We start from the raw sequence: 25,588 nt of genomic DNA, 5'->3' as shown, positions 1-25,588 counted from the left end.
GGGTCGTGCGATTCAAATATGAATCGCCCGCCCATAGGCGTCGAGCGCGCTCTCGTGCATCGTTTCGGAAAGCGTCGGATGCGGAAAGATCGACTCGATCAGCTCCGCCTCGGTCGTCTCCAGATTCATCGCTATGACGAAGCCCTGGATCAGCTCCGTCACTTCCGCGCCGATGAGATGCGCGCCGAGCAGCCGGCCGCTCTTCGCCTCGAAGATCGTCTTCACGAGGCCTTCCGTCTCGCCCATCGCAATGGCCTTGCCATTGCCGATATAGGGAAAGCGCCCGATCTTTACCTCTAGCCCCGCCGCTTTTGCCGCCGCCTCGGTGAGGCCGACGGAAGCGATCTGCGGATGGCAATAGGTGCAGGCGGGAATGCGCGCGCGGTCTATTCCGTGCGGCGAGAGGCCGGCGATCGCCTCCACGCAGACGACGCCCTCATGCTCCGCTTTATGGGCGAGCATGGGCGGCCCGGCGACGTCGCCAATGGCGTAGACCCCCGCGACATTGGCGCGGCCGAACCCGTCGGTAAGAATGACGCCGCGCTCCATTTTCACGCCCAGCGCCTCGAGCCCGAGCCCCTCGCTGTTGGGAACGACGCCGACGGCGGAGATCACGCGCTCGGCTTCGACGATTCGTTCGCCGCCCGCCGCGGCGATCGTCGCGGCGACGCCATTCTCTCGCTTGTCGAGCCGCGCGACCTTGGCGTCGGTGATGATTTTTATGCCCTGCCTCTCGAAGGATTTGCGCGCCAGCGCGGCGATCTCGGCGTCTTCGGCGGGGAGAATTTGCGGCAGCGCCTCGACGAGCGTCACCTCAGATCCGAAGGTCGCATAGAAGGACGCGAATTCGACGCCGATCGCGCCGCCGCCGACGACGAGCAGAGATTTCGGAATGGAAGGCGGCAGCAGCGCCTCGAAATAGGTCCAGACGAGCTCGCCGTCCGGCTCGAGGCCGGGCAGAGCGCGCGGCCGCGCGCCCGTCGCGACAATGATATGCTCGGCCGAATAGGCGCCCTCGCCGAGAATATTCTTCGGCCGTGGGAATTGCGGACGCTCGCCGAACCCCTTCGGCGCGGCGACGCGCACTTCGCCCGGCGCGGCGAGCGAGGCCTCGCCCCAGATCACATCGACCTTGTTTTTCTTGCATAGAAATTCGACGCCGGCGTTGAGCCTTCCGGCGACCGCGCGCGAGCGCTTCACCAGCGCCTGCGGATCGAAGGAGACCTCGCCTTCGATGCGCAGTCCGAAATCCTTCGCATGTCTCGCATAGCGGAAAATATCGGCCGAGCGCAGCAGGGCTTTCGTCGGTATGCAGCCCCAGTTGAGGCATATGCCGCCCAAATGCTCGCGCTCGACGACGGCCGTCCTCAGCCCGAGCTGGGCGGCGCGGATCGCGGCGACATAGCCGCCCGGCCCGCCGCCGATGACGATGAGATCATATGAATTGGCCATGGAAGCCCTCGCGACTCGAACGCCCTCATATGTGGCCGATGCGCGGGCCGGGCGCCATAGCGTTCCAGCCGAAGTGGACGCCGGTTCGGCGCTGGAAACGCGTTAAAACAATAGCGAGAGCATGTTCCCGAAAAGTGCGAAGCGGTTTTCGGGAAAGAACATGCGAATTAAAAGCATTCGGACATGATGTGTCCGAATGCTAGCGGCCGGCGTCAGCCGGACGGCCGCGCGAGCTGCCGGCGCCGCTCGGCGCGGCCGCGCCGCTCGAAATGCGCGCGGGCGCAGGCGTAGCGGCCGCGCGCGATCAGAAAAGCGACGTCCGGATTGCGCGCGACATAGGCGTCCGCGTCGAAAGTCTCCGGCGTGACGAGGAGGTCGCGCGGGATCATCTGGACACGCCCCTCATAACGGCCGTAGCGGAGAAAATGCGTCCGGCCGGAGAGAAGACGCCCGCGCCGAACCGATTCGGCGACATCCGGATTGGCGTAGAGATAGGAGCGCTCGTCGAAATTCTCGAGCGTCGCGACTTCGGCGAAACTCGCTTCCGGCGGCAGGGGGGGAGGGGCGACGGCCTCGCGCGGCCTATGCGGCGCCAGCCCGCGCAGGGCGGAGCAGGCGCGGCGCAGCGCCCGCCCGCCCGCGGTCGCGGCCGCCTCGAGCCGCAGCGGCGCGAGCGCCGTCGGGCGGATGCGCTCGCCGCGCCGGCAGGCCTCGGCGGCGAGATCATGGAAGCGCAGAAAATGCGCATAGCCTTCCGGATCGCGGCGATAGAGCAGGCCCAATAGTTCGCCCGAAAGATCATCGCGAGGCGGCGCGCTCGCGAGCCGGCGCGCGTCCTCGGCCTTGGGGCCGTGGAAATGCACGATCGCTGCGTCCCATTCGACGCCCCAATAGGGCTTCCAGTGCATATGGATCGGCAGATGGTCCCAGCGCCCCTCGAAATGCTCGTTGAGCGCTTCCTGGTCGTAATAATGCGGCCGGCCGAGGGACTCGCGGGCGCGCCGCATCAGCGCGTCATATTCGGCGCGCATGGCCGGGATGTTGAGGAGCAGCACGCCCGAGCACAATTGCGACCATTCGTGCGGCTCGTGCTGCGGCGCGGCGGCGAAATAGCGCGGGCGCAGAGGCTCGAGCTCGACGCGGCGCGAAAACAGCACGTCGCAATCCGTATAGAGGACGAATTGGTCCCGCGTCTCGATGAGCGGAATGTCGAGGCGCAGCAGCGCGCCGGCGGCGACGGCGCGGCTCCAGCCCGGCGTCTCGGGCGTCGCCTCTATGGCCTCGATGAGGCCGGAGCGCCGGCGATGGATATGGATGGCGTCGTCATGGCCGAGGAGGGCGCGGATCTGGTCCGCTTCGCCGTCGAAGACGATATGCGGCTCGAGCCCCGCTATGTCGATCGCCGTGCGGACGGCGACGCGCAGATGCTCGGCGTAGCGGTCGAGAGCCGGCGCGTTCAGACAGGCGTACCATTTCATCCGCGCTCGTCCTCGCGGGCAGTCCCTGCCTGAAAGCGCCGGATTTCAGCCTCAGGCGGTCTGCGGCAGCGCGGCCTTGGCCTTTTCGACAATGGCCTTGAAGGCCTCCGGCTGGGTGATGGCGAGCTCGGAGAGCACCTTGCGGTCCACCGCGACGCCGGCCTTGGCGAGGCCGTCGATGAAGCGGCTGTAGGTCAGGCCGAACTCGCGCACGGCGGCGTTGAGGCGCTGGATCCACAAAGCGCGGAACACGCGCTTCTTGGCCTTGCGGTCGCGCGTCGCATATTGCATCGAGCGGTCGACCGCGGCCTTGGCGGCGCGGATCGTATTCTTGCGGCGGCCGTAGAAGCCCTTGGCGGCATCCAGGGTTTTCTTATGCTTGGCGTGCGAGGTGACGCCGCGTTTGACGCGAGCCATGGCGTGATCCTTTGTTTAAATCCGAAGCGAGGGAGGGGGAGAAGCTCAGCCGTTGGGCAGGAAATACTTCTTGATGTTGTCGCCGTCCGTCTTGAACAGGACGGAGGTCCCGCGCAGATTTCGGATTTGCTTGTTGGTGCGCTTGATCATGCCGTGGCGCTTGCCCTTCTGGGCATAGACCACCTTGCCGGTGCCGGTGAGTTTGAAGCGCTTTTTGGCGCCCGATTTGGTCTTCAACTTGGGCATTTTGCTCTCCTGGGCTCGAGGCCCCGTTTCTGCGCGCCGGGAATCCGGCGCTTATTCGCGCGAGCGAAAAGAACCGCCACGGCAGCCCATCTACTGGCCGGGCGGTTCGGAAGCGCGGCTTATAAGCGGAAAGACAGGAGGTTGGCAAGCCCGCGGGCGGCCGCAAAAGCCTTCACCGCGGCTTCGCCAGTCGCCAGAGCCAAAAGCTCAGCGCCAGCAGCACGACGAGCGCCACTGCGCTCGGCCAGAGCGGCATGGCCGCGCCGCCGACCTGTATGTCCGGCTGCGTCGCGAGGCGCCCCGCCTGACCGAGCGCCATGAGTCCGAAAATGACAGCCGCCACTTTCAGTCCGGTGATCCGAGAGTCCATCTCTTGGTCCTCCGCAATCCCTCGGTTCGCTCATATAAATGCGCTTCTGGAGAGGAAAAGGGCGCGCCGCCGCCTTGCGCATCGGCGCGCTTTTCCTTCGGCTGAGCGTTTACTGTAAAGGAAGCGCGCGTCATTCGCTGCAGGCCGAAGGCCCGACAGGGAATTCAGCGGCCGAGACGAGGAATGTGGTCGTTGCTCCTCGATTCCCGATCGCGCGCTTTGCGCGCGTCGGGAATGTCGCGCGGGGCCGATGGGGCGGCTCAGGCCGCGTCGCGCGCTTCCGAAGGCCCGCCGAAATAATCGAGATAGCGCGCGTCGATCTCGGCGACGCGCATGATCACAAAGACGTCGGTCGTGTTGAATTTGCGGTCGACGACGGCGCCGTCGCCGAATTTCGCGCCGCAGCGCAGATAGCCCTTTATCAGCGGCGGCAGCGCGCTCATCGCCTTGCGCGGATCGACCGCTTCTTTCGCGAGCATCTCCATCGGCACATGCAATTCGCGACGCGCGGCGACGCGCCAATCGTCTTCCGCGCGCGCATGATGGGAGAGAAAGCTCAGCGCCGCCGCATGGGCGAGCGGATTGGCGCCCTCGAGGCTCGCGCAGCCGATCATCGCGTCGATGCGATGATGCCGCACATAGGCGAGTATGCCGCGCCACAAAAGCTCGATCGTGCGCTTGCCGCGATATTGCTCGAGCACGCAGGAGCGGCCGAGCTCGAGAAAACGCAGGCCCGGATGGCGCGCGAGCAATGGCGCGATGTCATATTCGCCAGCCGAATAGAAGCCGCCCTTCTTCGCCGCGACGTCGTCGCGCAGCAGGCGATAGGCGCCGACGACTTTCGGCTTCATCTTGCCGAAGCGTGTGCGCGCCTCATGATCGATGACGATCAGATGATCGCAGAATTTGTCGAAACGGTCGGCGTCGCGGCGCGTCAAGGCGGCCTTGGCGTCGGGAATGGCGCCGCCTTTGCGAAAGAAGACTTTGAAGCGCAGCCGCTGCGCCTTGCGGATTTCCTTCTTGCCGCAAGCGAGCCGCACCTCGAGCGAGCCGATCCGCGCGAGCGGGCCTTCGAGGCCGCCGTGCTTCTTCTTTTTCGGCTTCAGGAAATTCTGCGGCTTCAGCAGAGGAAAGGCGCCGGCGATAATCTTGCGGCCGGCGTCGGCGTCGATCGCCCACATTTCGCGTATCGTCTCCGCTCGTGTCGCGCTCGCGCTTTTCTCGCAGGCGCCTCGGATCGATGCGTTAGATCACGAGCGGGCGAAGCTTTTGTGACGCCGCGCGCGAAACGAATGCGAGCCCGAAGGCTCGCGGTCCGGCGTGCGATATGGACCGCGAGCCTTCGGGCGTATCGCGAACAGGAACAGTGTCGAACGAGCTCGCTCGGACGGCGCGCGAGAGAATGCGCGCCGTCACGAGTCTCTCATCGGCGTCTTTGCGTCTCGGCCTGCGGGCCGTTCAAGAGCGGCGTGATTCGACGCACGGTCACGCGACGATTTTCGCGCGAGGGGCCTTGCGTCTGCACTTTGCGATATTGCTCGCCATAGCCTTGCGTCGTCAGATTTTCCGGCGGCACGCCGAAATCGCGCGACAATATCGTCGCCACCGCCTGCGCGCGGCGATCGGAGAGCGACAGATTGTCGACATCGGAGCCGACAGCGTCGGTGTGGCCCTCGACGAGGAACACTTCCGCCGGATTGCGGCGGATCGCTTGGTTGAGCGCCTCTGCGATCAGCGCCAGCCGCTGCGCCTGATCCGGCGCGATGGCCCAGGAGCCGGTGTCGAAATTGATCGTGTCGATATCGACGCTGCGCGTATAGGCGCGCAGCGACGAGCTGTAGCGGATCTCGTCCAGCGTATAGCGGCGCGGCACGGGCGCGAGCGGCGGCGCCGTCAGCGTCTCATAGAGCACGCGCTCGTCGGCCATGCCGTAATCGACGACATAGGCGTCGGGCGCGATCTCGACCAGCGGCGGCGGCAGCACGATGATCTCCTCGGCGAAGCTGCGCGGCGGGCCGCGGAAGCCATTGTCGATGAGGATGATCTCGCGTCCGTCGGGGAAGCGGCGGATGCGGCGCAGCAGCACGCCATTGGCGTCGGTGTAGGTCAGCACCTCGCCGCCGTCTCGGCGGGCGTAGACGCTGATATATTCGTCGCCGCGCCGTTCGCTGCGCAGATTGCCGCCGAGCTCGCGGAAACGCTCGTTCTCGTCATGACGGATGAAGGCGCCGCCGCCGTCGCGCACGATGGTGCGGCCGGGCTCCTGCACGACGAACACGCCGTCGCGCTCGAACTGCTGGCGGCGGGCGTGGATGTCGTCGAGCCGATGCGTTCCCGGCTGGCTCAGCACGAAGCCGCCGACGAGGCCGGCCGCCGCGCCGATCGCCGCCGCGGCGGCCGGCGACACGCGCGGTCCGCCGCCATGCGGCGGCGCCGGGGGCGGCGCGCCATAGGGCGCGCCCGCCTGGGGCGGACCTCCGGCCGGCGGCGGATAGGCTCCGCCGGCCTGCGGCGGGGCGGGGACCTGCGGCGGGGCGGGGACCTGCGGCGGGGCGCCTGCGGCGCCCGGGGTCGGGCCGGGCGAGGTCGCGCCGGCTCCGCCGGGCGGAAGGAAGCGGCCGGAGCCGGCTGAAGGCGGCTGGCCGGCGTGATCGCCGGATCCGCCGGCCGGAGGGGCGTCGGGTCGCGGCGCGCCCGGCGCGGCGGTCGGAGGCAGGAAACTGCCGCCCTGCGCTGGTTGCGCCGGCGGCTGGCTACGCGGCGCGGGGGCCTCGGGCGCGCCTGCGGCTCCCGCCGGATGCGGCCCGCCGAGATGCGCCGGCGCTCCGGTCGGCGCGTTGGCCGGTCCGCCTCGGGCGCCGCTCTGCGCGCCGCGGGCCGGCGGGGCTTCCGAATGCGGCGGCGCTCCGGCGCCGGGCGCCGTCGGCGCAGTGGCCGGTTGCTGTCCTCCGAGCGGCGCGCCGCCGACCGGGCCGCTCTGAACCGGGACAGGAGGACGTCCCGGCGAAAGGGCGTGGCTCTCATGCGGCGTCGACGGCGCCCCGCCGATTGCGGGCGCGGGGTTGGAGGGCGCTGCGGCCGGATGCGGCGTGGGCGCTGGCCGGATCGGGGCGGCCTGCTGCGATGGACGGATGATCGCCGGCCCCGGCGCCGAGGGCGGGCGCGGAGCGGCCTCTAGCGGAGGCGCGGCGCGAAGCTGTGGGCGCGGCATCGGCGGCGCGCCGGCTCCCGGATAGAGAGCGGGCGGATGGGACGGGCGTGGGCCGGGCTGCGGCGCCGAGGGCGCGTGCGTCATGGGCGCGTGCGTCATAGGCGCGGGATGGATGGGCGCGGGATGGATGGGCCGGGGACGGAAGGGCTCGGGATGGATGGACTCGGCGGCCGGCGGGGCCGGCGCTGGACGAGGAGCCGGCATTGGCCCGAGCGCAGGTCGCAGCGGATGTCTCGGATGATCGGCGTTGGGGTCCAAACCTTGCGCGGCTTGCGCGAGCAGGACCCGCTCGCTGGCGGCGGCGAGCGCGGTTCCGCCCTGCGGGCCGAGAGCCAGCGACGGCGTCATCAGGCTCGCGAGCAGCAGATTCTTTCGTCTCGACATTCCACTTCTCCACTCGGCGCCAGCATTCGCGAATCGTCCCCATGTCGCTTGTGACGCGGGCGCGGGGCGAAATTTTTTCTTTTTTGTGGCTTTGGGGAAGCGGAGCCGACGGGGAAATTCAGATCGCCTCGCGCGCGCCCGCCGCGCGGCCCCGGCCGGCGGCGACCGCCTCCTCGATCGCCGTCGCCAATGCGCCGAGCTCGACCGGCTTCGTCAGCACGAAGTCCACCCCGGCGCCGCGGGCGGCGCGTTCGTCCTCCTCGCGCGCGCTCGCCGTGAGCGCGATGATCGGGCGCCGTTTCGCGCCCATGCGCGCCTCCTCCGCCCGGATCGATCGCGTCGCCTCCAGCCCGTCGAGCTCGGGCATGAACAGATCCATCAAAATGACGTCGAAACGTCGCTCCCCGCCGCTCCGCGCCGGGCGCGCGAGCTCGACGGCGCGCGCGCCGTCCTTCGCGCGCGTGACCAGCGCGCCGAGCTTCTCGAGATGGCGGCAGACGATCAGCGCATTGACGTCGTTGTCCTCTGCGACGAGCACGCGCCGTCCCGAGAGCGTCGGCTCCGGCGCGACGAATCCGGTGTCGTTGCGCGTCGGCGGCGGGGCCGCGGACAGGCGCTCGACGAGCGAGGCCGCCCGCACCGGCTTCACCAGCCAGCCGTCGAAATGGCGCAGCGCCGCCTCGCCGAAGGCGCGCCGCTCCATCGGCGAGAACATCAGAAAGATGCGGCCCGCGCCAGCGAGACGCGCCGCGTCGGCGAGACGCTCGGTCGCGGCCTCGCCGAAGGCGCAGTCGACGACCACGGAGTCGAAAACGCCTTCCGGCGCTTCGCCGAGGCGAGCGGCGGCGCGCCTCTCCTCGCTCGAAATCTCGGCCAGCGCGCCGGCGCCGCGCAAAATTTCGGCCATGAAGGGGCCTTCGAAGACCGTCGGCGAGACGATCAGAGCGCGCGAGCCGGCGAGCGGCTTCTTGCGCTCGCGGGGGCGGTCGTCGAAGAGCGCATGCGGCCCGCGCGGTAAAGTGAAGGCGAAGACCGCGCCCGCGCCCGCGCTCTCCTCTATCTCCAGCCGGCCGCCCATCAGCGCGGCGAGATGGCGCGCGATGGCGAGGCCGAGGCCGGTGCCGCCGTGCCTTCGCGTCGATGAGGCGTCGCCCTGCTCGAACTCCTCGAAGATGATCTCGCGCGCCGCCGGGGCGACCCCGGGCCCGGTGTCGGCGACGCGAAAGACGAGCGCGCCCGCGGCGTCGCGCTCGACCCTCAGTCCGACGCCGCCGCTCGTCGTGAAATTCACCGCATTGCCGGCGAGATTGACGAGCACCTGGCGCACGCGGGCGGCGTCGCCGGCGACGGTCTCCGGCGCGTCCGGCGCGATATAGCTCGCGATCTCGAGATGCTTGGCCTGAGCGCGCGGCGCCAACAGCTCGACGACGCTTTCGACGAGCGGCGCCAGAGCGAAAGGCTCGACCTCGAGCTCGATCTTGCCGGCCTCGATCTTGGAAAAGTCGAGAATGTCGTCGATGAGCTGGGCGAGCGAACGGCCCGAAGCGGCGATCGCCTCGACATAGCTCGCCTGCTCGGCGTCGAGGCGCGTCGCCGCGAGCAATTGGGCGAGGCCGAGCACGCCGTTGAGCGGCGTGCGGATCTCATGGCTCACCGTGGCGAGAAAGCGCGATTTGGCCTGGCTCGCCGCCTCGGCGCGGTCGCGCGCGGCGGCGGCGGCGCGCAGCTCCCAGATCTCGTCGCGCAATCCTTCGAGCTCGCTCTCGACGGCCCGGCGCCGCCGCCCCCGGCGCCCGCGCAGAAACCAGAGCCAGCCCGCCGCGGCGCCGGCGGCGAGGAAGACGAGGGCGACGAAGACGCAATCGGGGACAACGGGCATGCGGAGCGTCCGAAACGGGTCGATCAGGACAGTTATTTCACGGCAATCGAGAGAAAAGTATGAATTGACGGAAGGGGCTTCGGCTCAGGCGGCGGCGCGCGCGCCGGCGGAGCCGCCCCGATAGGCGAGAGCTTCGGCGAGATGGCGGCGCGCGATCGCCTCCGCGCCGTCGAGATCGGCGATGGTGCGGGCGAGCTTCAGCGCGCGATGGAAGCCGCGCGCGGAGAGGCTCAGCCGCTCCGCCGCTTCGCGAATGAGCGCCGTTCCGGAGGCGTCGAGCGCCGCGGCCTTTTCGATGACGCCGGCGGGAGCCGAGGCGTTGGTGGTGGAGGGGGAGAGGCCGAGCGTCTCATAGCGCAGGCGCTGGCGCTCGCGCGCCGCGGCGACGCGTGCGGAGACCTCGGCCGAGCCCTCCGCCGGAGGCGGCAGGACGAGATCGGCCGCCGACACCGCAGGAACCTCGATGCGCAGATCGAAGCGGTCGATCAGCGGGCCCGAGAGCCGCGCCTGATATTGCGCGACGCAGCGCTCATTGGGCTGGCGGCGGCAGGCGAAGCCCGGATCGAGCGCATGGCCGCAGCGGCAGGGATTCATCGCCGCCACGAGCTGGAAGCGCGCCGGATAGACGGCGCGGTGATTGGCGCGCGAGACGGCGACCTCGCCCGTCTCCAGCGGCTGGCGCAGGCCGTCGAGCGCCTGCGCCGAAAATTCCGGCAATTCGTCGAGAAACAGCACGCCATTATGGGCGAGCGATATTTCGCCCGGACGCGCATGGGCGCCGCCGCCGGCGAGCGCCGCCATCGAGGCGGAATGATGCGGCGCGCGAAAGGGGCGCCGGTCGGTGAGCTCGCCGCCCTTGAGCTCGCCGGCGACGGAATGGATCATCGACACGTCGAGCAGCTCGCGCGGCGACAGCGGCGGCAGGATGGAGGGAAGACGCGCCGCCAGCATGGATTTGCCGGCGCCGGGCGGCCCGTTCATCAGGAGATTATGGCCGCCGGCGGCGGCGATCTCCAGCGCCCGCTTGGCGTTCTCCTGGCCCTTGATGTCGCGAAGGTCGGGAAGATCCGCCGCGGGCGCCCGCACCGCCGGCTCCGGCCGCGCGAGGACCTGCGTTCCCTTCAGATGATTGACGAGCTGGATGAGCGAGCGCGGCGCGATCACCTCCATCTCCTTCGACGCCCAGGCGGCCTCGGGCCCGCATTGGCGCGGACAGACGAGGCCGTGGCCGCGCATATTGGCGGCGACGGCGGCGGGCAGCACGCCGGCGACCGGCGCGATCGCCCCGTCGAGCCCCAATTCGCCGAGCACGGTGTAGCCGTCGAGCGCGTCGGAGGGAATCGCCCCGATCGCCGCCATCACGCCGAGCGCGATGGGCAGATCGTAATGGCTGCCCTCCTTGGGCATGTCCGCCGGCGCGAGATTGACGGTGATGCGCTTGGCCGGCAGCGCGAGGCCGGAGGCGACGAGCGCGGCGCGCACGCGCTCCCGCGATTCGGCGACGGCCTTGTCGGCGAGGCCGACCAGGGTGAACACGACATTGCCGCTGGCGATCTGGACCTGAACGTCGACCGGCTTGGCTTCGATGCCCTCGAAGGCGACCGTCGCGACCCTGACCACCATGGCGAAAGCTCCGAACAAAACCGCTAAAGAGAATTCCGATCGCTCGAACCATTGCTCCGCAGGAAAGCGCCCCTGACGCGGACGTCGCCATAGTAGACGCGCCGTCCCGCCTCGGCAAGAACAATATGAGAACGAAGTTTCTCCGCGTTTCGGCAACGGCCCGCTAACCGGCGCGGGCTAGCGTCTCCGGCCGAAACGGACGCCCGCTCGGCGTTGGAAGCGCGTCAGGAGCAGACTCTCGTGGCTGCGTCAGCTCAGCGTCGTTCCCGACGCTCGCATAGCGAGCGATCGGGAATCCAGAGCAGCAGGCAAGGTTTTCGCGCCGTCGTTCTGGATTCCCGGTCAGGCCTTCGGCCTGCCGGGAATGACGACGCCCTTTCTGTTCAGGTGACGCGGCCCCTGGTCTGCGCGGCGATTTCATGCCGAATATTTTCGTTTTTGCGAAAGCGGGCGCCATGGTGCGGCCGCGCTCTCATGACAGAGAGCGCCGAACAGGGCTTCGCCTCGAAATATGGAATGCGCGAGATGTCTCAGAAAGTTCGAATGAAGAGGGCGTTCGGCGCGGCGGTTCTGGCGCTCGCCTTGGGGCTCGGCGCGGCGCGCGCGCCGGCGGCCGAATGCGGGCGCAGCGGCGAGGGTTTCGAGAGCTGGCTCGACGGCTTCCGGCGCGAGGCGGCCGCGGCGGGCGTCTCGAAAGCGGCGATCGATACGGCGCTCGGCGACGTGTTCTACGACCGCTCGGTGATCTCGCACGACCGCGGACAGAAAGTGTTCCGCCAGACCTTCGAGCAATTCTCCGCGCGAATGGCCAACTCCTTCCGCGTGAACAAGGGGCGCGCTCTGCTGCGCAAACATGCGTCGCTGTTCGAGCGCATCGAGCAGAAATACGGCGTGCCGGGGCCGGTGCTCGTCGCGATCTGGGGGCTGGAGACGGATTTCGGCGCCTATCTCGGCAATTTTCCGACGATCCGCGCGCTGGCGACGCTCGCCTATGACTGCCGCCGCTCCGACAAGTTCCGCGCCGAGCTGCTCGACGTCCTGCGCATCGTCGAGCGCGGCGATCTCGATCCCGCGCAGATGCGCGGCGCCTGGGCCGGAGAGATCGGCCAGACGCAGTTCATGCCTTCGTCCTATCTCAAATTCGCGGTCGATTTCGACGGCGACGGCAAGCGCGATCTCGTCCACGACACGGCCGACGTGCTCGCCTCCACGGCGAATTTCCTGCACGGTTACGGCTGGAAGCGGGGCGCCGGCTGGGACGAGGGCGAGCCGAATTTCCCGGCGCTGCTCGAGTGGAACAAGGCGAAGGTCTATTCCAAGACGATCGCTTTGCTCGCCGACAAGATCAAAGGCGCGGGCGACTAGAGTCGTTCCATGTTTCATTGAAACATGGAACGACTCTAAGTTTTTGCTTCAACGCGTTTCCGACGCCGAACCGGCGTCCGCTTCGGTTGGAAACGCTCTATTCGGCAGGCTCTGGATCGGTCTTGAGCGGGCGCACGGGCGCGTGCCGCAGATAGATGAAGAAGAGAGCGACCACGGCCATGCCCATCAGCACGTAATAGGGCAGGGTGCGCATGAAGCTCATGCCCACGGAGAAGGGGAAGCGCGACACCCAGCGCTCGCCATGCTCCCCGGTCACCGTCACTATGCCGACGAAATAGCCCGCGTCCGCGAAGACATGCTCGAAATTGATGGTGCCGGTCGGATAGGTGCGCGGGCCGCGATAGGCGACCGTCACCGAGTCGATATCGGCGTTCTCCTTCTCCTCGCCGCCGACGTCTTTGACGATTCGGATTTCCACCGCCATGTCGCGCAGCTCGTCCTGCTCGGCGTCGAGCGCGATGATTGTGTGGCCGGTCGCCGGAATATCCTCGCAGAATTCGTTTTTCGAGGCGTCCGGAAGATAGCCGGTGAAATTCATGATGTCGGGGCCGATGTAGAGCCGACACCGTCCTTCCGCCGAGCCGAGACGGCCATGGGCCGAGGCGGGCGCGCTCGCGGCGAAAAGCGTCAGCAACAGAATGAGAAGAGCGGGCGCGGCGGAGCGGATCGCGGAACGCAGAAACCCATCGATCGACCGCCAGAACGGGGCAAGGCCGCTGTCGGACATGATGATTCCCCCATGGAGCATTGTTGCGGGCCTCGTTTCGCGGGCGCCTTCGCTCCGACGACGAAGCGAGACCCGGATCGGACGACCCGGTCGCTCGCCGCCCGCGACAATGCGGCATGTTAGCGCATTCTCCCCGGCCGGCAAGAGCGTGACCGGGTTGGCGTTTTTCAGCCCCTCGGGCTAGACTTCGAAGCGGCTGTCGCGACGCGATACTGGAACTTTTGCTTGCGCGTCCTCCGAATTGGCGCAGGCTTTGCGGCGCTTATTCTCGGACTCTTGTTTTTTCGCGGGGCGCACGCCATATTCGGCGGCGAGGACCGCGCCGATTGGCCGGATTCACCGGGCCGCGCGGCCTTTTTCGAGAGGATGCTATGTCCAATTTCGACCGCAACACGAGCTTCGGCTATCGGGGCGGCGTCTCCAGAGCCGGCACGGCCGAGATCGACGAGGGCCTGCGCGCCTATATGCTCGGCGTTTATAATTACATGGTCCTGGGGCTCGGCGTCACCGGCCTCGTGGCGCTCGGCACACATATGCTCGCCGTGGCCAAGGAAGGCGGCCGGCAGATCGCGCTCACGCCCTTCGGCCAGATGCTCTATACGAGCCCGCTGAAATGGGCGGTGATTCTCGCGCCGCTGGCCTTCGTGTTCTTCCTCGGCTATCGCGCCGACCGCATCTCCGCGGCGACGGCCCGCAACCTGTTCCTCGCCTTCTCGGCGGTGATGGGCCTGTCGATGTCGTCGATCATGATCGTCTTCACCGGCGCCTCTATCGCCAAGGTGTTCTTCATCACCGCGGCGGCCTTCGGCGGCCTGAGCCTCTACGGCTACACGACGAAGCGCGATCTTTCGGCCTTCGGCTCCTTCCTGGTGATGGGCCTTTGGGGCCTCGTGCTCGCGAGCCTCGTCAATCTGTTCTTCCAGAGCAGCGCGATGCAGTTCGCCTTGTCGATCCTGTCGGTGTTCATCTTCGCGGGGCTCACCGCCTGGGACACGCAGTCGATCAAGGACGGCTACTATCAGAGCGCCGGCTATGGTCATGAGGTCGCGCAGAAGCAGAGCGTGTTCGGCGCGCTCGCGCTCTATCTCGACTTCATCAACATGTTCCAGTCGCTGCTCTATCTGTTCGGCGACCGCAACGACTGATCTTGCCGGCATCCGATCGGATGCCGGTCTCGCTTTCTTCGCTCAGAGCGAATTCTGATCGCTCGAACGATTCCGTTCGAGCGGAAAGCGCTCCAGGGTCCGCGTGCGATGAGATGAAGGCCCTGCTTTCGGCAGGGCCTTTTCTTTAGTTACGCGCGGTTCGTCTTTATTACGCGCGGTCGCGCAGTTTTCCTTTCAGTCGCGCACCAATTCGAGCTTGTTCCGCAGCACGGCGAGCACGCGCGAGAGATCATGGCCGCGGCGCATCACCAGGCCGCTGGCGGCGACCACGCTGAACGCGCCCTGACGGCGGCCGAGCTCGGGATTTTTCTCGATGCGGTAGAGCGGCGCTTCGCTAGCGCGGCGATAGACGGAGAACATCGCCTTGGCGGGAGAGAAATCGATCGCATAATCGCGCCATTCGCCGGCCGCGACCTTGGCGCCATAGAGATCGAAGAGCAGCCGCAATTCGCGCTGGTCGAAGGAAACGAGCGGAGCGGTTCTGCGCTCGGGCGCGCCTCTCGGCGGATCGGCTTCGAGCGTCGCGCGGCCTGTCACGACGGACAACAGGCCGCGCCGCCGGCTGGGTTCGGTCGTCTCCGTCTCGCTCATGCCGCTTTCCCTGCTATTGCGCGCATGATCGCCCGGTAATGGCGCGAGGGCAAGATAAAGATGACAATAAGACGACGAGCGCCCGACGGTAACGGCCAGATTTCACATTTTCGCCAATATCGAGCCCCTTGCCCGCCAAAGGAGACGACCAATATCTAGCCTATTGCCTCGACAGGCTCGGGAAGCGGTTTTTCCGGATTTCGTCAGCCCCCCAGCCCCCCGGAAGGGCGCTTTTCGAGCAGCGTTACGTTCGTGGCGATGGACGGGCCGGCCGGGCGACGCTCGGTCGGCCCGTCTTGTTTTCGGGGCGGCCTTTTCCCCATCCCGCGTCGCTGCGGCGGCTGCAGCGATCTTGCAACTTTCGGAGCGATCTCCGATATCACCTCTCGCGCTCCGCTCGAGGCGGCTCGAGCGAGCGCCCCATTGCCGATCGACGAAGACCTTTGTCCGGGCCCGAGCCTGCGCGCCGACGGCCATGCTTCCATTTGCGGGAAGCGGCGCGCGGCGGGGACGACGACAACAAGCGGAGACGACGCCCGTGAACGATCACGCCGAGACCACGACGACCGATGCGGCCGAGCGCAAGGATTACGGCTTTCAGGCCGATGTCGCGCGGCTCCTGGAGCTGATGACGCATTCGGTCTATTCTGAGCGCGACATATTTCTGCGCGAGCTCGTGTCCAACGCCGCCGACGCGATCGAGAAGCTGCGTTTCGAGGCGGTGGCGAACGAGGCGCTGGCGGCGCAGGCCGGCGCGCCGCTCGTCGCCATCGCGATCGACAAGGACGCCCGCACGCTGAGCGTCACGGATAATGGCGTCGGCATGTCGCGCGAGGAGCTCGTCGGCGCGCTCGGCACGATCGCCAGCTCCGGCACGCGCGCCTTTCTCGACGATCTCGCGACGAAAAACGGCGCCGATAAGGGCGGCTCGCTCATCGGACGTTTCGGCGTCGGCTTCTATTCCGCTTTCATGGTCGCCGACCGCATAGAGGCGGCGACGCGCCGCGCGGGTTCGTCCGAGGCGTTCTTATGGACATCCGAAGGCAAGGGCTCGTTCCAGATCGAGCCGCTTCCACTGGACGCCGCGCCCGCCGTCGGCACGCGCGTGACGCTGCATCTCAATTCCGAGTCGGACGAGTTCCTCGAGCCCTATCGCATCGAGCAGATCCTGCGCGAGCATTCGGGCGCGATCGCCATACCGATCGATCTCGTCGAGGAGAAGGGCAAGGAGCCGCGTCGCTTGACCGACGGTCAGGCGTTGTGGACGCGGCCCAAATCCGAGGTGAGCGAAGAGGACTATAAGGATTTCTATCAGCAGATCTCCGGCCAGTTCGACGAGCCGGCGCTCACCATTCATTGGCGTGCGGAAGGACGCACGGAATATACGGTGCTCGCCTTCGTTCCCGGCTCGCGGCCCTATGATCTCTTCGATCCCGAGCGCAAGAGCCGCTCCAAGCTCTATGTGCGCCGCGTGCTGATCTCGCGCGACGCCGACCTGCTGCCGGCTTGGCTGCGTTTCGTGCGCATCGTCGTCGACAGCGCCGATCTGCCGCTCAATGTCTCGCGCGAGATGGTGCAGAACAATCCGATCATCGGCGCCATTCGCAAGGCGGTCGGAGCGCGCGTCCTCAAGGAGCTCGCCGATCTTTCCGCCAATGACAAAGAGAAATTCGCCTCCGTGTGGAAGAATTTCGGCGCGGTGATCAAGGAGGGCCTGCACGAGGACCCGACGCGCCGCGACGAGATTTTCGCCATTGCGCGTTTCGCGACGGCGCAGCATTCGGACGGCGGCCGCAGCTTGAAGGATTATGTCGAAAATCTGCGGCCCAATCAGACGGCGATCTATTACATCGCCGGCGACGACAAGAAGCGGCTCGCCGCGAGCCCGCAGCTCGAAGGCTATCGCGCCAAAGGGATCGACGTGCTGCTGCTCGACGATCCGGTCGACTCCTTCTGGGTGACGAGCGCGGTGGGTTTCGACGGCAAGCCGTTCAAATCGGTGACGCAGGGCGCGGCCGACATTGACGCCGTGCCGACGCCGGAAGGCTCCGCCGACACGCCGCCGGCCGAGGCGAGCGCGGAGGTCGCGCTGCTCACGGCGATGCTGAAGGAGACGCTCGCCGACAATATCGAGGATGTGCGCGTCTCGACGCGCCTGCGTGAGAGCCCCGCCTGTCTCGTCGCCGCCGATCACGGCTTCGACCTGCAGCTCGCGCGAATGCTCGCGGAGAGCGGCAACAGGGGCGTGTTCGGCAAGCCCGTGCTCGAGATCAATCCGCGTCACGAGGCGGTGCTGGCGCTGGCGCGGAAGGCCAAGGCCGATAGAACGAGCGCGGAGGACGGCTTCTGGCTGCTATTCGACACGGCGCGCATCGCCGATGGCGAAGCGCCGCTCGACGCGGCCGCTTTCGCGCGGCGCGTTACCGCGCTGCTCGCCAAAGACTGACGCGCGCCCATGTCCTCTCTCGCGCCCATGTCCTCTCTCGCGCCCATGTCCGCTCTCGCGCTCGAGGCCGGAACGCGCGCCACGGCGCTCGACGAGGTCGCGGCCTTTCTCGATCGCTGCGGCGTCGAGGATGCGCGCCGCGACGCGCGGGCGCTGCTGCTCGCCGCGGGCGAATTCTCGGCGGCGGAGCTCTTGCTCGAGCCGAATGCGGCGCTCGCCGGCGCCGCGCGCGAGAAGCTGCGCGACTATGCGGAGCGGCGCGCGGCGCGCGAGCCGGTGTCGCGGATTTTGGGCGCGCGCGGCTTCTGGACGCATGATCTCGTCGTCGCGCCGCGCGTGCTCGATCCGCGGCCGGACACGGAGACGCTGATCGAGCTTGCGCTGGAGCTCCTGCGCGAACGTCGGCGCGAGGCGCTCTTCATTCTCGATCTCGGCGTCGGCTCGGGCGCGATCCTCTGCGCGCTGCTCGCCGAATTTCCCAATGCGCGCGCCATCGGCGTCGATCTTTCCGCGGAGGCCTGCGCCGCCGCGGCGCTCAATCTGTCGCGCTGCGGCTTTGCTGAGCGCTCCTTCATTCTGCGCGGCCGCTGGGCGGAGGCGCTCGACGCGCGCTTTGATCTCGTCGTCTCCAATCCGCCCTATATCGCGAGCGGGGAGCTGGAAACGCTCGAGCCGGAGGTGCGGCTTCATGATCCGCGTCTCGCGCTCGACGGCGGCGCCGATGGACTGCGCTGCTATCGCGACATCGCCCGCGAGCTGCCGCGCCTGCTCGCGCCGACGGGCGTGGCGGCGCTCGAGGCGGGCTGCGGACAGGCGCAGAGCGTTATCGCGCTGATGGCGGAGAATGGCCTCGAGCCTGCCGGAATTCGCAAGGACGCTGGCGGACGCGAGCGCGCTGTCGCCGCGCGGCGCGAGCGCTCCCTCGCCGCGCGGCGAGGCGGCTGACGTGTCGAAGCGGCCGCGTTGGTCGTGACATATTGGCTACACCGCCTATTTATATACGGGACGGAACATTCACGCCCTTGGCGGGCCTGTCCGGGTAGACTATAGTCGCCCGCGAAAAGACGGTGATCGTCGCGAGCGAGGCTGAGCGCAGACGAGGGGGAGTTCGGCCGGACCCCGATATTTGCCGATGGCGCGCATCCCGCGCCGCGCGTGTGTCCGGCGCCGCCGTTCGAGAGCCCGAAAAGACGATTCACGATCGGGGTATTCGGCGCGCGACACGCTGTTATTCGGGCAATCGAGCGTGAGCGGCGGTTTCGCGAATTGACCGCCACAGCGCGGAAGTCGTGGTTCTCGACGCGTGTCACGACAGGCGCCGATGAAGGGCGTCCTCGGCGGGCGCTCTCGGCGGGCGCTCTTGGGAACCGAACGGCTTCGACGCGTCTCGACGTTCCTCGGAAAGCGCGTTCGAATGTGTCGGAGGCGCTCGCATGGGAGATGTGAATTCGGCGCTGGCCGTCCTGTGAGGGCGGCGCGCCGGCCGCGCGATCCGCGCCGGGATCGCGCAAGCGACAGAACGGACCGAATCGCCGCTCGAATCGGAGCGGAGAGTTCCGTTGGATCGGGCATTTGCGGTGATGGCCGCGCCCGGCTTCCGCCTCTGACGCAGTTTCGAGCGTCCCTCTCGGCGCGTTCCGCCGAAGAGGACGACGCGGAGCCAGACAAAGCCTAAGGACCTTCTCGGGGATATTCGATGAGACCAGGACAGAATAAACGCATCCGCGGCCGCAATGGCCGCAAAGGGCCCAACCCCCTCACGCGTTCCTACGAGTCGAACGGCCCCGATGTGAAGATCCGCGGCACCGCTCAGCATGTCGCCGAGAAATATCTTCAGCTCGCCCGAGACGCGCAGTCCTCCGGCGACACCATCATGGCCGAAAGCCTGCTTCAGCACGCCGAGCATTATTTTCGCCTGATCGCCGCCGCTCAGGCCGCGCAGCAGCAGGCGCAGGGCGGCTATGGCGGCCGCTCTTTCGAGGCCGAAGCCGATCTGGACGACGACGACGATCTCGGCGGCATCCCGGACCGCTTCGCGCCGCTCTCCGAGCGCCTGCCGCAGCCCGCCTATCAGCAGCCGCAGCCGCAACCCTATTCGTCCGCGCCCTATCCGCAGCCGGCGCCGCAGCCGCAATTCGCGCCGCAGCCGCAGCCCTATGAGGAACGGCCGATCGGCGATCGTCCGGTCAATGAGCAGCGCTATGAGCGCCAGCCGCGCCAGGATCGCGGCGGGTTCCGCGACCGCAGGGACCGCGACCGCGGCGGCGAGCAGAACGCCGAGAACGGCGGCGAGCGGCCGCACCGCCAGAATTTCGATCGCAATCGCGAGCGTCGCTTTCCGCCGCGCGTTCAGCCCGCCGCGCAGGACGAGGCGCCGGCCGCGCTGCCCTCCTTCATCACCGCCGCGCCGATTCGCGCCGCCGGGCCGGATGAAACGGAGGCTTTCGCGCGCTCCGAGCGCGCCGTGGCGCGGGAGCATGAAGAGGCGGCCGCGGGCTTTCATCTGAACCAGCGCCGCCGCCGCCGCACGCGTTCGCAGAACGACGAGGCGAATGGCAATGTCGCTTCCGGCGACGAGCCGCCGCGTTCCGACGAGCTGCCGCTCGCCGATTGAGCGTAACGCCGCGGCGCGCAGTCAAAGCGCCGCGCGTCTTTGCCCGCGCGGCGCCCGCTGGGCGAGTATCTTGTCGATCCGGCGGCCGTCCTTGTCGAGAACTTCGAAGCGCCAGCCATGCGCGTCGAAGCTCTCGCCGATCTCCGGCAGATGGCCGGCGTGAGCCAGAACGAAGCCGGCGGCCGTCTGATAGCTCCTGTCCTCGGATGCGGGCATCGAGAGAAGATCCAGCATTTCGTCGGCGGGCATGCTGCCGGAGACGAGCCATGAGCCGTCGTCGCGCTGCACGGCATGAGGCTCGGGTGGGCCGTCCGCGTTTCCGAATCCGCCGGCGATGGCCTCGAGAATGTCAGCGTCGGTCACGATCCCCTGGAAGTGGCCGTGTTCGTCGAAGACCAGCGCGACATGGACCGAGGCCTTCTTGATCGATTCGACCACATCGAGAGCGTCGGCGGCGGCCGGGACGATCGGAGCCTGGCGCACGAATTCGCTCGGCTGCGGGTTCTCGCCGCGCAGATAGGCGTCGAGCAGGTCCTTCGCCTGCAGGACGCCGAGCATGTTCTCGGTCTTTCCTCGATAGGCGGGCAGCCGTGAATGGACGCTGGCGATGATCGCCTCGCGAATCGACTCTCGCGAATCGTCGAGATCGATCATGTCGACCTCTCCGCGCGGCGTCATCACGCCGCGCACCGGGCGATCGCCGAGACGCATGACGCCGGCGATCATCGCGCGTTCGCCCGGCTCCAGAACGCCGGCCGTCTCGGCCTCGGCGACCAGCGCCCGGATCTCCTCGTCGGAAACGAGAGGCTCGCCCGCCGCGCCATAGCCGAGAGCGCGCAAAAGCGCGCGTCCGGAGAGATCGAGAACGAAGACGAGCGGCGCGGCGAGCCGCGCCAGCACGCTGAGGACCGGAGCGACGGCGGCGGCGATCCTTTCGGGATTGCGCAGGGCGATCTGCTTGGGGACGAGCTCCCCGACGATCAGCGACACATAGGTGATCGCCGCGACGACGAGACCGACGCCGAGCGTCTCCGACATCGCCGGGGACAGGCCGTGCGACGCGATCCATTCGGAGAGCCGCGCGCCGATGGTCGCGCCGGAGAAGGCGCCGGACAGAACGCCGATCAGCGTGATGCCGATTTGAACGGCGGACAGAAATTTTCCGGGATCGGAAGCGAGGGCGAGGGCGGCGCGCGCGCCGGGAGCCCCGCGCTCCGCCGCAGCTCTGAGGCGCGCCGGGCGTGACGACACGATCGCGAGCTCCGACATGGCGAGCGCGCCATTGGCCAGGGTCAAGGCGATGACGACGGCGATTTCCAAGTAAGGCATGAGGGGAGCATAACGGCGCCGTCCCTGTCCCGCGAGTCCTCTCGCGGCCGGAGCGATCGGGCGACCGCCGAGAAGGCTTTATCCGCAATCCCTCGCGCTCGCGTTTCGTCGCACCCTCTTTTCGAGCGCGAGGGCCTTTCCCATATCGGCCTGGAAGGTCGCCGCAAGGGGCCGATTTCACGCCATATAGGGACGAGGCGCGCCGCTCGACGTGGCGCCTCGAGGCCGGAGGGGTTCCATGAATTTCGACAAATACACGACGCGCGCGCAGGGCTTCGTGCAGGCGGCGTTGTCGCTGGCGACGCGTGAGGGCAATCCGCAGCTCACGCCCGAGCATGTCTTGAAAGTGCTGCTCGACGACGAGCAGGGCCTTTCCGCCGGCCTCATCGACCGCGCCGGCGGCCGCTCGCGCGAGGCGCTCGCCAAGACCGAGGCCGCGCTCTCCAAGCTTCCGAAAGTCTCCGGCGGCGGCGCCGGACAGCCGCAGCTCAATCAGGCGACGGCGCGGCTCTTCGACAATGCCGAGACGATCGCGCAGAAGGCCGGCGATTCCTATGTCAGCGTCGAGCGACTGCTGCTCGCCATCGCCCTCGAGAAGGGGACGGAGGCCGCGCGCATTCTGAGCGAAGCGGGCGTGACGCCGCAGACGCTGAGCGCCGCCATCGAGGATCTGCGCAAGGGCCGCACCGCCGATTCCTCCTCCGCCGAGAGCGCCTATGACGCGCTGAAGAAATATGCGCGCGATCTCACCGAGGCCGCGCGCGAGGGCAAGCTCGATCCCGTCATCGGCCGCGACGAGGAAATTCGCCGCACGATCCAGGTGCTGTCGCGCCGCACCAAGAACAATCCCGTGCTCATCGGCGAGCCCGGCGTCGGCAAGACGGCGATCGTCGAAGGGCTGGCGCTGCGCATCGTCAATGGCGATGTGCCGGAATCGCTCGAGGACAAGAAGCTGCTCGCGCTCGACATGGGCGCGCTCATCGCCGGCGCGAAATATCGTGGCGAGTTCGAGGAGCGTCTCAAAGCCGTGCTGAGCGAGATCACCGCGGCGCAGGGCGGGATCATCCTCTTCATCGACGAGATGCACACGCTCGTCGGCGCCGGCAAGGCGGATGGCGCGATGGACGCCTCGAATCTGTTGAAGCCGGCCTTGGCGCGCGGCGAATTGCATTGCGTCGGCGCGACGACGCTCGACGAATATCGCAAGCATGTGGAGAAGGACGCGGCGCTGGCGCGGCGTTTCCAGCCGGTGTTCGTCGACGAGCCGAGCGTCGAGGACACGATTTCCATTCTGCGCGGGCTGAAGGAGAAATATGAGCTGCATCACGGTGTGCGCGTCACCGACGGCGCCATTGTCGCGGCGGCGACTCTCTCCAACCGCTATATCTCGGATCGCTTCCTGCCGGATAAGGCGATCGACCTCGTCGACGAGGCGGCCTCGCGCCTGCGCATGCAGATCGATTCGAAGCCCGAGGAATTGGACGAGCTCGATCGCCGCATCATTCAGCTGCGCATCGAGCAGGAAGCGCTGCGCAAGGAGACCGATCCGGCCTCCAAGGACCGGCTCGCCAAATTGGAGACGGAACTCGGCGAGCTCACCGAGAAATCGGCGGCGCTGACGCAGCGTTGGAAATCCGAGAAGGACAAGCTCGGCCAGGCGCAGAAATACAAGGAGCAGCTGGAGACCGCCCGCAACGAGCTCGCTCAGACGCAGCGGCGCGGCGAGTTCCAGCGCGCCGGCGAGCTCGCCTATGGCGTGATCCCCGATCTCGAGCGCAAGCTCGCCGCGAGCGAGCAGGAGGGCGCGCAGAAAATGCTCGAGGAGGAAGTCAGCCCTGAGCATGTCGCGCAGGTCGTCTCGCGCTGGACCGGCATTCCGGTCGACAAAATGCTCGAGGGCGAGCGCGAGAAGCTCCTCCATATGGAAGACGAGCTGTCGCGCCGCGTCGTCGGGCAAAGGGAAGCGGTCGCCGCCGTCTCGACGGCGGTGCGCCGCGCGCGCGCCGGCTTGCAGGACCCCAACCGTCCGATCGGCTCTTTCATCTTCCTGGGGCCGACCGGCGTCGGCAAGACCGAGCTCACCAAGGCGCTCGCGAGCTTCCTCTTCGACGACGAGACGGCGATGGCGCGTCTCGACATGTCGGAATATATGGAGAAGCATTCGGTCGCGCGTCTCATCGGCGCGCCTCCCGGCTATGTCGGCTATGAGGAGGGCGGCGCGCTGACCGAGGCGGTGCGGCGCCGACCCTATCAGGTCGTGCTGTTCGACGAGATCGAGAAGGCGCATCCGGACGTGTTCAACGTGCTTCTGCAGGTGCTGGACGACGGGCGCTTGACCGACGGCCAGGGCCGCACGGTCGATTTCAAGAACACGCTCATCATCATGACGTCGAACCTCGGCGCCGAATTCCTGGTGATGCAGCAGGAGGGCGAGGATTCGACCGCCGTGCATGACGAGGTGATGCAGGTGGTGCGCGCGCATTTCCGGCCGGAGTTTTTGAACCGCGTCGACGAGATCATCCTGTTCCATCGCCTGCGGCGCGAGGACATGGGCGCGATCGTCGATATTCAGATGAAGCGGCTCTCGAGGCTGCTCGACGATCGTAAGATCGCCCTGGAGCTCGACGAGAAGGCGCGGGCGTTCCTCGCCGCCAAGGGCTATGATCCGGGCTATGGCGCGCGGCCTCTGAAGCGCGTGATCCAGAAGGAGCTGCAGGACCCGCTCGCCGAGGCGCTGCTCGGCGGAAAGATCGCCGACGGCTCCACCGTGCGCGTCTCCGCCGACAGCCAAGGGCTGACGCTGGACGGCCGCCCGATCGGACGTCGCGGTTTCGGGGCCGATAAGGCGGCGTGAGGCGTGGGCGGCGGCCCGCGCCCTCATCCGACCCTCGCTGACGCGAGGGCCGCCTTCTCCCGCAAGCGGGAGAAGGGCCGCGGCGTCGAGATTTCTGTTGTCTTGCAGAATGGGCGGCTTCCTTCTCCCACTCGTGGGAGAAGGTGTCGCGCGTATGCGCGACGGATGAGGGCGCCCGGCGCACAACTTGCTTCTCCGAAAGCGGAGGCGCGAATGAAATTCTATATGACGCCGGGGTCCTGCTCGACCGGCATCCATATTCTGCTCGAGGAGGTCGGCCTCGTCTTCGAAGCCTATATCCTCAATCTGCCGCGAGGCGATCATCTGAAGCCGGAATATCTCGCCATCAATCCGCATGGCACGATTCCGACTCTGGTGCGCGACGACGGGACCGCGCTCTGCGATTTTGTCTCGATTGCGACATGGCTCGCCGAGACCTATCCGCGCCGCAAGCTGCTGCCGGAGGACCCCGCCGGCAAGAACCAAGCGATGGAGGTGCTCAATTTCGCCACGCGCTACATCCATGGCGAGGGCTTCCGCCGCGTCTTCACGCCGGAGCGCTACGCCGTCGCGGGCGACATAGAGGCCACGAAGGCGCAGGGGCGCGAGATCGTCGCCGAGGCTCTGGAGAAAGTGAGTCGCGATCTCGACGGCAAGAGCTATGCGGCGGGCGCCTTCTCCATCGCCGACGCCGGCCTCTTCTATGTGGAGTTCTGGGCCGACAAGATCGGCATGGAGCTGCCGGTCAATTGCCGCGCCCATTACGAGCTCATGAAGAGCCGGCCCACCGTGCGGCAGGTGCTGGCGGAGGAAGGCTATCGCTGACGCTCACGCGGCAACTTGCCGCATGGCGGCGTCGGCGGGCGGCTTGACCCTCCGCCGCCGCTCGCCTAGCGTGCTGGCTCGCAGCTCGGAATAGGCGGCCCGTGCAAGCAGAACCCCGTTCGATCTTCAGGATGGATAGAGCCGTCGGCCTTCTGGCGGCTGCGATCCTCCTGTTGCAGATCGTGGCGATCGGCTTCGCCACCGGCGCCATGGCCGGGGAGGGCGCTTTCGGCGTCGTCTGCGTCACGGCTGCGGCGAGTTCCGCATCCTCCGATTCCGCGCCTCTCGACAAGCATGTCGGCCCCTGCTGCATGCTTCATTGCAGCTCGGCGGCTGAGGTCGAGGGCGCCGATGCGGTCGTCATCGTTCTGAGCTTCGACTTTCCCTCGGCGGCTCCGCCTCGTTGCGACGAGCGAACGGCCGTCGCCGCCACCGACCCGCCGGAGCTGCGGCCACTCTCCCCACGCGCGCCGCCTGCGCGCTTCGCCTGATCCCGCTCTCGCGACTTTGAAAGTCGTGACAGGGGCGATTTCGAGCGCCACCAGCCGGGACTCCGTCGCAAGATCGAAACGTGATCGCGACGCCGCGAA

General features: G+C 67.6%; 20 protein-coding genes. 8 read left to right on the top strand and 12 right to left on the bottom strand.

Features of this window, described 5'->3' with window-relative positions:
- Positions 1-12 precede the first annotated feature (12 nt).
- The 9 genes from lpdA to Mspo_RS11175 all read right to left on the bottom strand — a co-directional run bounded on the left by lpdA (position 13) and on the right by Mspo_RS11175 (position 11,060).
- Positions 13-1,452, bottom strand: a complete 1,440-nt coding sequence (gene lpdA / locus Mspo_RS11215; protein WP_159729749.1) for a dihydrolipoyl dehydrogenase — start codon at positions 1,450-1,452, stop codon at positions 13-15.
- 212 nt (positions 1,453-1,664) lie between these two features.
- Positions 1,665-2,930: a hypothetical protein gene (locus tag Mspo_RS11210; RefSeq protein ID WP_159729747.1), complete on the bottom strand. Its 1,266-nt coding sequence runs from the start codon at positions 2,928-2,930 to the stop codon at positions 1,665-1,667.
- 51 nt (positions 2,931-2,981) lie between these two features.
- A complete protein-coding gene (gene rplT, locus Mspo_RS11205) occupies positions 2,982-3,347 on the bottom strand; it encodes a 50S ribosomal protein L20 (protein ID WP_159729745.1) in 366 nt (121 codons plus the stop codon).
- A gap of 45 nt (positions 3,348-3,392) precedes the next feature.
- Positions 3,393-3,593 (bottom strand): 50S ribosomal protein L35, encoded by a 201-nt coding sequence (gene rpmI / locus Mspo_RS11200; RefSeq protein ID WP_159729743.1) that lies wholly within the window; start codon positions 3,591-3,593, stop codon positions 3,393-3,395.
- A 172-nt stretch (positions 3,594-3,765) separates the two neighbouring features.
- On the bottom strand, positions 3,766-3,963 hold the full coding sequence (locus Mspo_RS11195) for a hypothetical protein (protein ID WP_159729741.1): 198 nt from the start codon (positions 3,961-3,963) through the stop codon (positions 3,766-3,768).
- A gap of 260 nt (positions 3,964-4,223) precedes the next feature.
- Positions 4,224-5,144 (bottom strand): GNAT family N-acetyltransferase, encoded by a 921-nt coding sequence (locus tag Mspo_RS11190; RefSeq protein ID WP_159729739.1) that lies wholly within the window; start codon positions 5,142-5,144, stop codon positions 4,224-4,226.
- Positions 5,145-5,386: 242 nt separating this feature from the next.
- On the bottom strand, positions 5,387-7,558 hold the full coding sequence (locus tag Mspo_RS11185; RefSeq protein WP_159729737.1) for an OmpA family protein: 2,172 nt from the start codon (positions 7,556-7,558) through the stop codon (positions 5,387-5,389).
- Between the two features lie 118 nt (positions 7,559-7,676).
- Positions 7,677-9,437 (bottom strand): ATP-binding protein, encoded by a 1,761-nt coding sequence (locus tag Mspo_RS11180; protein WP_159729735.1) that lies wholly within the window; start codon positions 9,435-9,437, stop codon positions 7,677-7,679.
- 84 nt (positions 9,438-9,521) lie between these two features.
- Positions 9,522-11,060, bottom strand: a complete 1,539-nt coding sequence (locus Mspo_RS11175; protein ID WP_159729733.1) for a YifB family Mg chelatase-like AAA ATPase — start codon at positions 11,058-11,060, stop codon at positions 9,522-9,524.
- 543 nt (positions 11,061-11,603) lie between these two features.
- Between Mspo_RS11175 and Mspo_RS11170 the strand changes: the two genes are divergently transcribed.
- Entirely contained in the window at positions 11,604-12,425 is an 822-nt protein-coding gene (locus tag Mspo_RS11170) for a lytic transglycosylase domain-containing protein (RefSeq protein WP_244613350.1), read from the top strand.
- A 97-nt stretch (positions 12,426-12,522) separates the two neighbouring features.
- Here Mspo_RS11170 and Mspo_RS11165 read toward each other — a convergent pair whose 3' ends face one another.
- The gene (locus Mspo_RS11165; protein WP_159729729.1) at positions 12,523-13,173 is read right to left on the bottom strand and encodes a hypothetical protein; all 651 of its coding nucleotides are present in this window, start codon (positions 13,171-13,173) and stop codon (positions 12,523-12,525) included.
- A 371-nt stretch (positions 13,174-13,544) separates the two neighbouring features.
- On the opposite strand from Mspo_RS11165, the gene Mspo_RS11160 reads away from it, so the two are divergent.
- A complete protein-coding gene (locus tag Mspo_RS11160; protein WP_159729727.1) occupies positions 13,545-14,318 on the top strand; it encodes a Bax inhibitor-1/YccA family protein in 774 nt (257 codons plus the stop codon).
- A 195-nt stretch (positions 14,319-14,513) separates the two neighbouring features.
- On the opposite strand, the gene Mspo_RS11155 is transcribed toward Mspo_RS11160, so the two are convergent.
- The gene (locus Mspo_RS11155) at positions 14,514-14,930 is read right to left on the bottom strand and encodes a DUF2794 domain-containing protein (RefSeq protein WP_159729725.1); all 417 of its coding nucleotides are present in this window, start codon (positions 14,928-14,930) and stop codon (positions 14,514-14,516) included.
- Between the two features lie 475 nt (positions 14,931-15,405).
- Between Mspo_RS11155 and htpG the strand changes: the two genes are divergently transcribed.
- The 3 genes from htpG (at position 15,406) to Mspo_RS11140 (ending at position 19,990) form a co-directional block, all read left to right on the top strand.
- The gene (gene htpG, locus Mspo_RS11150) at positions 15,406-17,376 is read left to right on the top strand and encodes a molecular chaperone HtpG (RefSeq protein WP_159729723.1); all 1,971 of its coding nucleotides are present in this window, start codon (positions 15,406-15,408) and stop codon (positions 17,374-17,376) included.
- Positions 17,377-17,385: 9 nt separating this feature from the next.
- The gene (gene prmC / locus Mspo_RS11145) at positions 17,386-18,321 is read left to right on the top strand and encodes a peptide chain release factor N(5)-glutamine methyltransferase (RefSeq protein WP_244613349.1); all 936 of its coding nucleotides are present in this window, start codon (positions 17,386-17,388) and stop codon (positions 18,319-18,321) included.
- A 751-nt stretch (positions 18,322-19,072) separates the two neighbouring features.
- The gene (locus Mspo_RS11140; RefSeq protein ID WP_159729721.1) at positions 19,073-19,990 is read left to right on the top strand and encodes a DUF4167 domain-containing protein; all 918 of its coding nucleotides are present in this window, start codon (positions 19,073-19,075) and stop codon (positions 19,988-19,990) included.
- A 21-nt stretch (positions 19,991-20,011) separates the two neighbouring features.
- Here Mspo_RS11140 and Mspo_RS11135 read toward each other — a convergent pair whose 3' ends face one another.
- A complete protein-coding gene (locus Mspo_RS11135; protein ID WP_159729718.1) occupies positions 20,012-21,319 on the bottom strand; it encodes a hemolysin family protein in 1,308 nt (435 codons plus the stop codon).
- A 238-nt stretch (positions 21,320-21,557) separates the two neighbouring features.
- Between Mspo_RS11135 and clpB the strand changes: the two genes are divergently transcribed.
- The 3 genes from clpB to Mspo_RS11120 all read left to right on the top strand — a co-directional run bounded on the left by clpB (position 21,558) and on the right by Mspo_RS11120 (position 25,489).
- Complete coding sequence (gene clpB / locus Mspo_RS11130) at positions 21,558-24,173, top strand: ATP-dependent chaperone ClpB (RefSeq protein ID WP_159729716.1); 2,616 nt, start codon at positions 21,558-21,560, stop codon at positions 24,171-24,173.
- Between the two features lie 213 nt (positions 24,174-24,386).
- Positions 24,387-24,998, top strand: a complete 612-nt coding sequence (locus Mspo_RS11125; protein WP_159729714.1) for a glutathione S-transferase family protein — start codon at positions 24,387-24,389, stop codon at positions 24,996-24,998.
- 131 nt (positions 24,999-25,129) lie between these two features.
- Entirely contained in the window at positions 25,130-25,489 is a 360-nt protein-coding gene (locus Mspo_RS11120) for a hypothetical protein (RefSeq protein ID WP_159729713.1), read from the top strand.
- Positions 25,490-25,588: the final 99 nt, after the last annotated feature.

This window comes from Methylosinus sp. Ce-a6 (assembly GCF_009811655.1).
Taxonomy (GTDB): Bacteria; Pseudomonadota; Alphaproteobacteria; order Rhizobiales; family Beijerinckiaceae; genus Methylosinus.
Note: the sequence above shows the minus strand (reverse complement) of the source record. Positions and strands in the feature narration are given on the sequence as shown.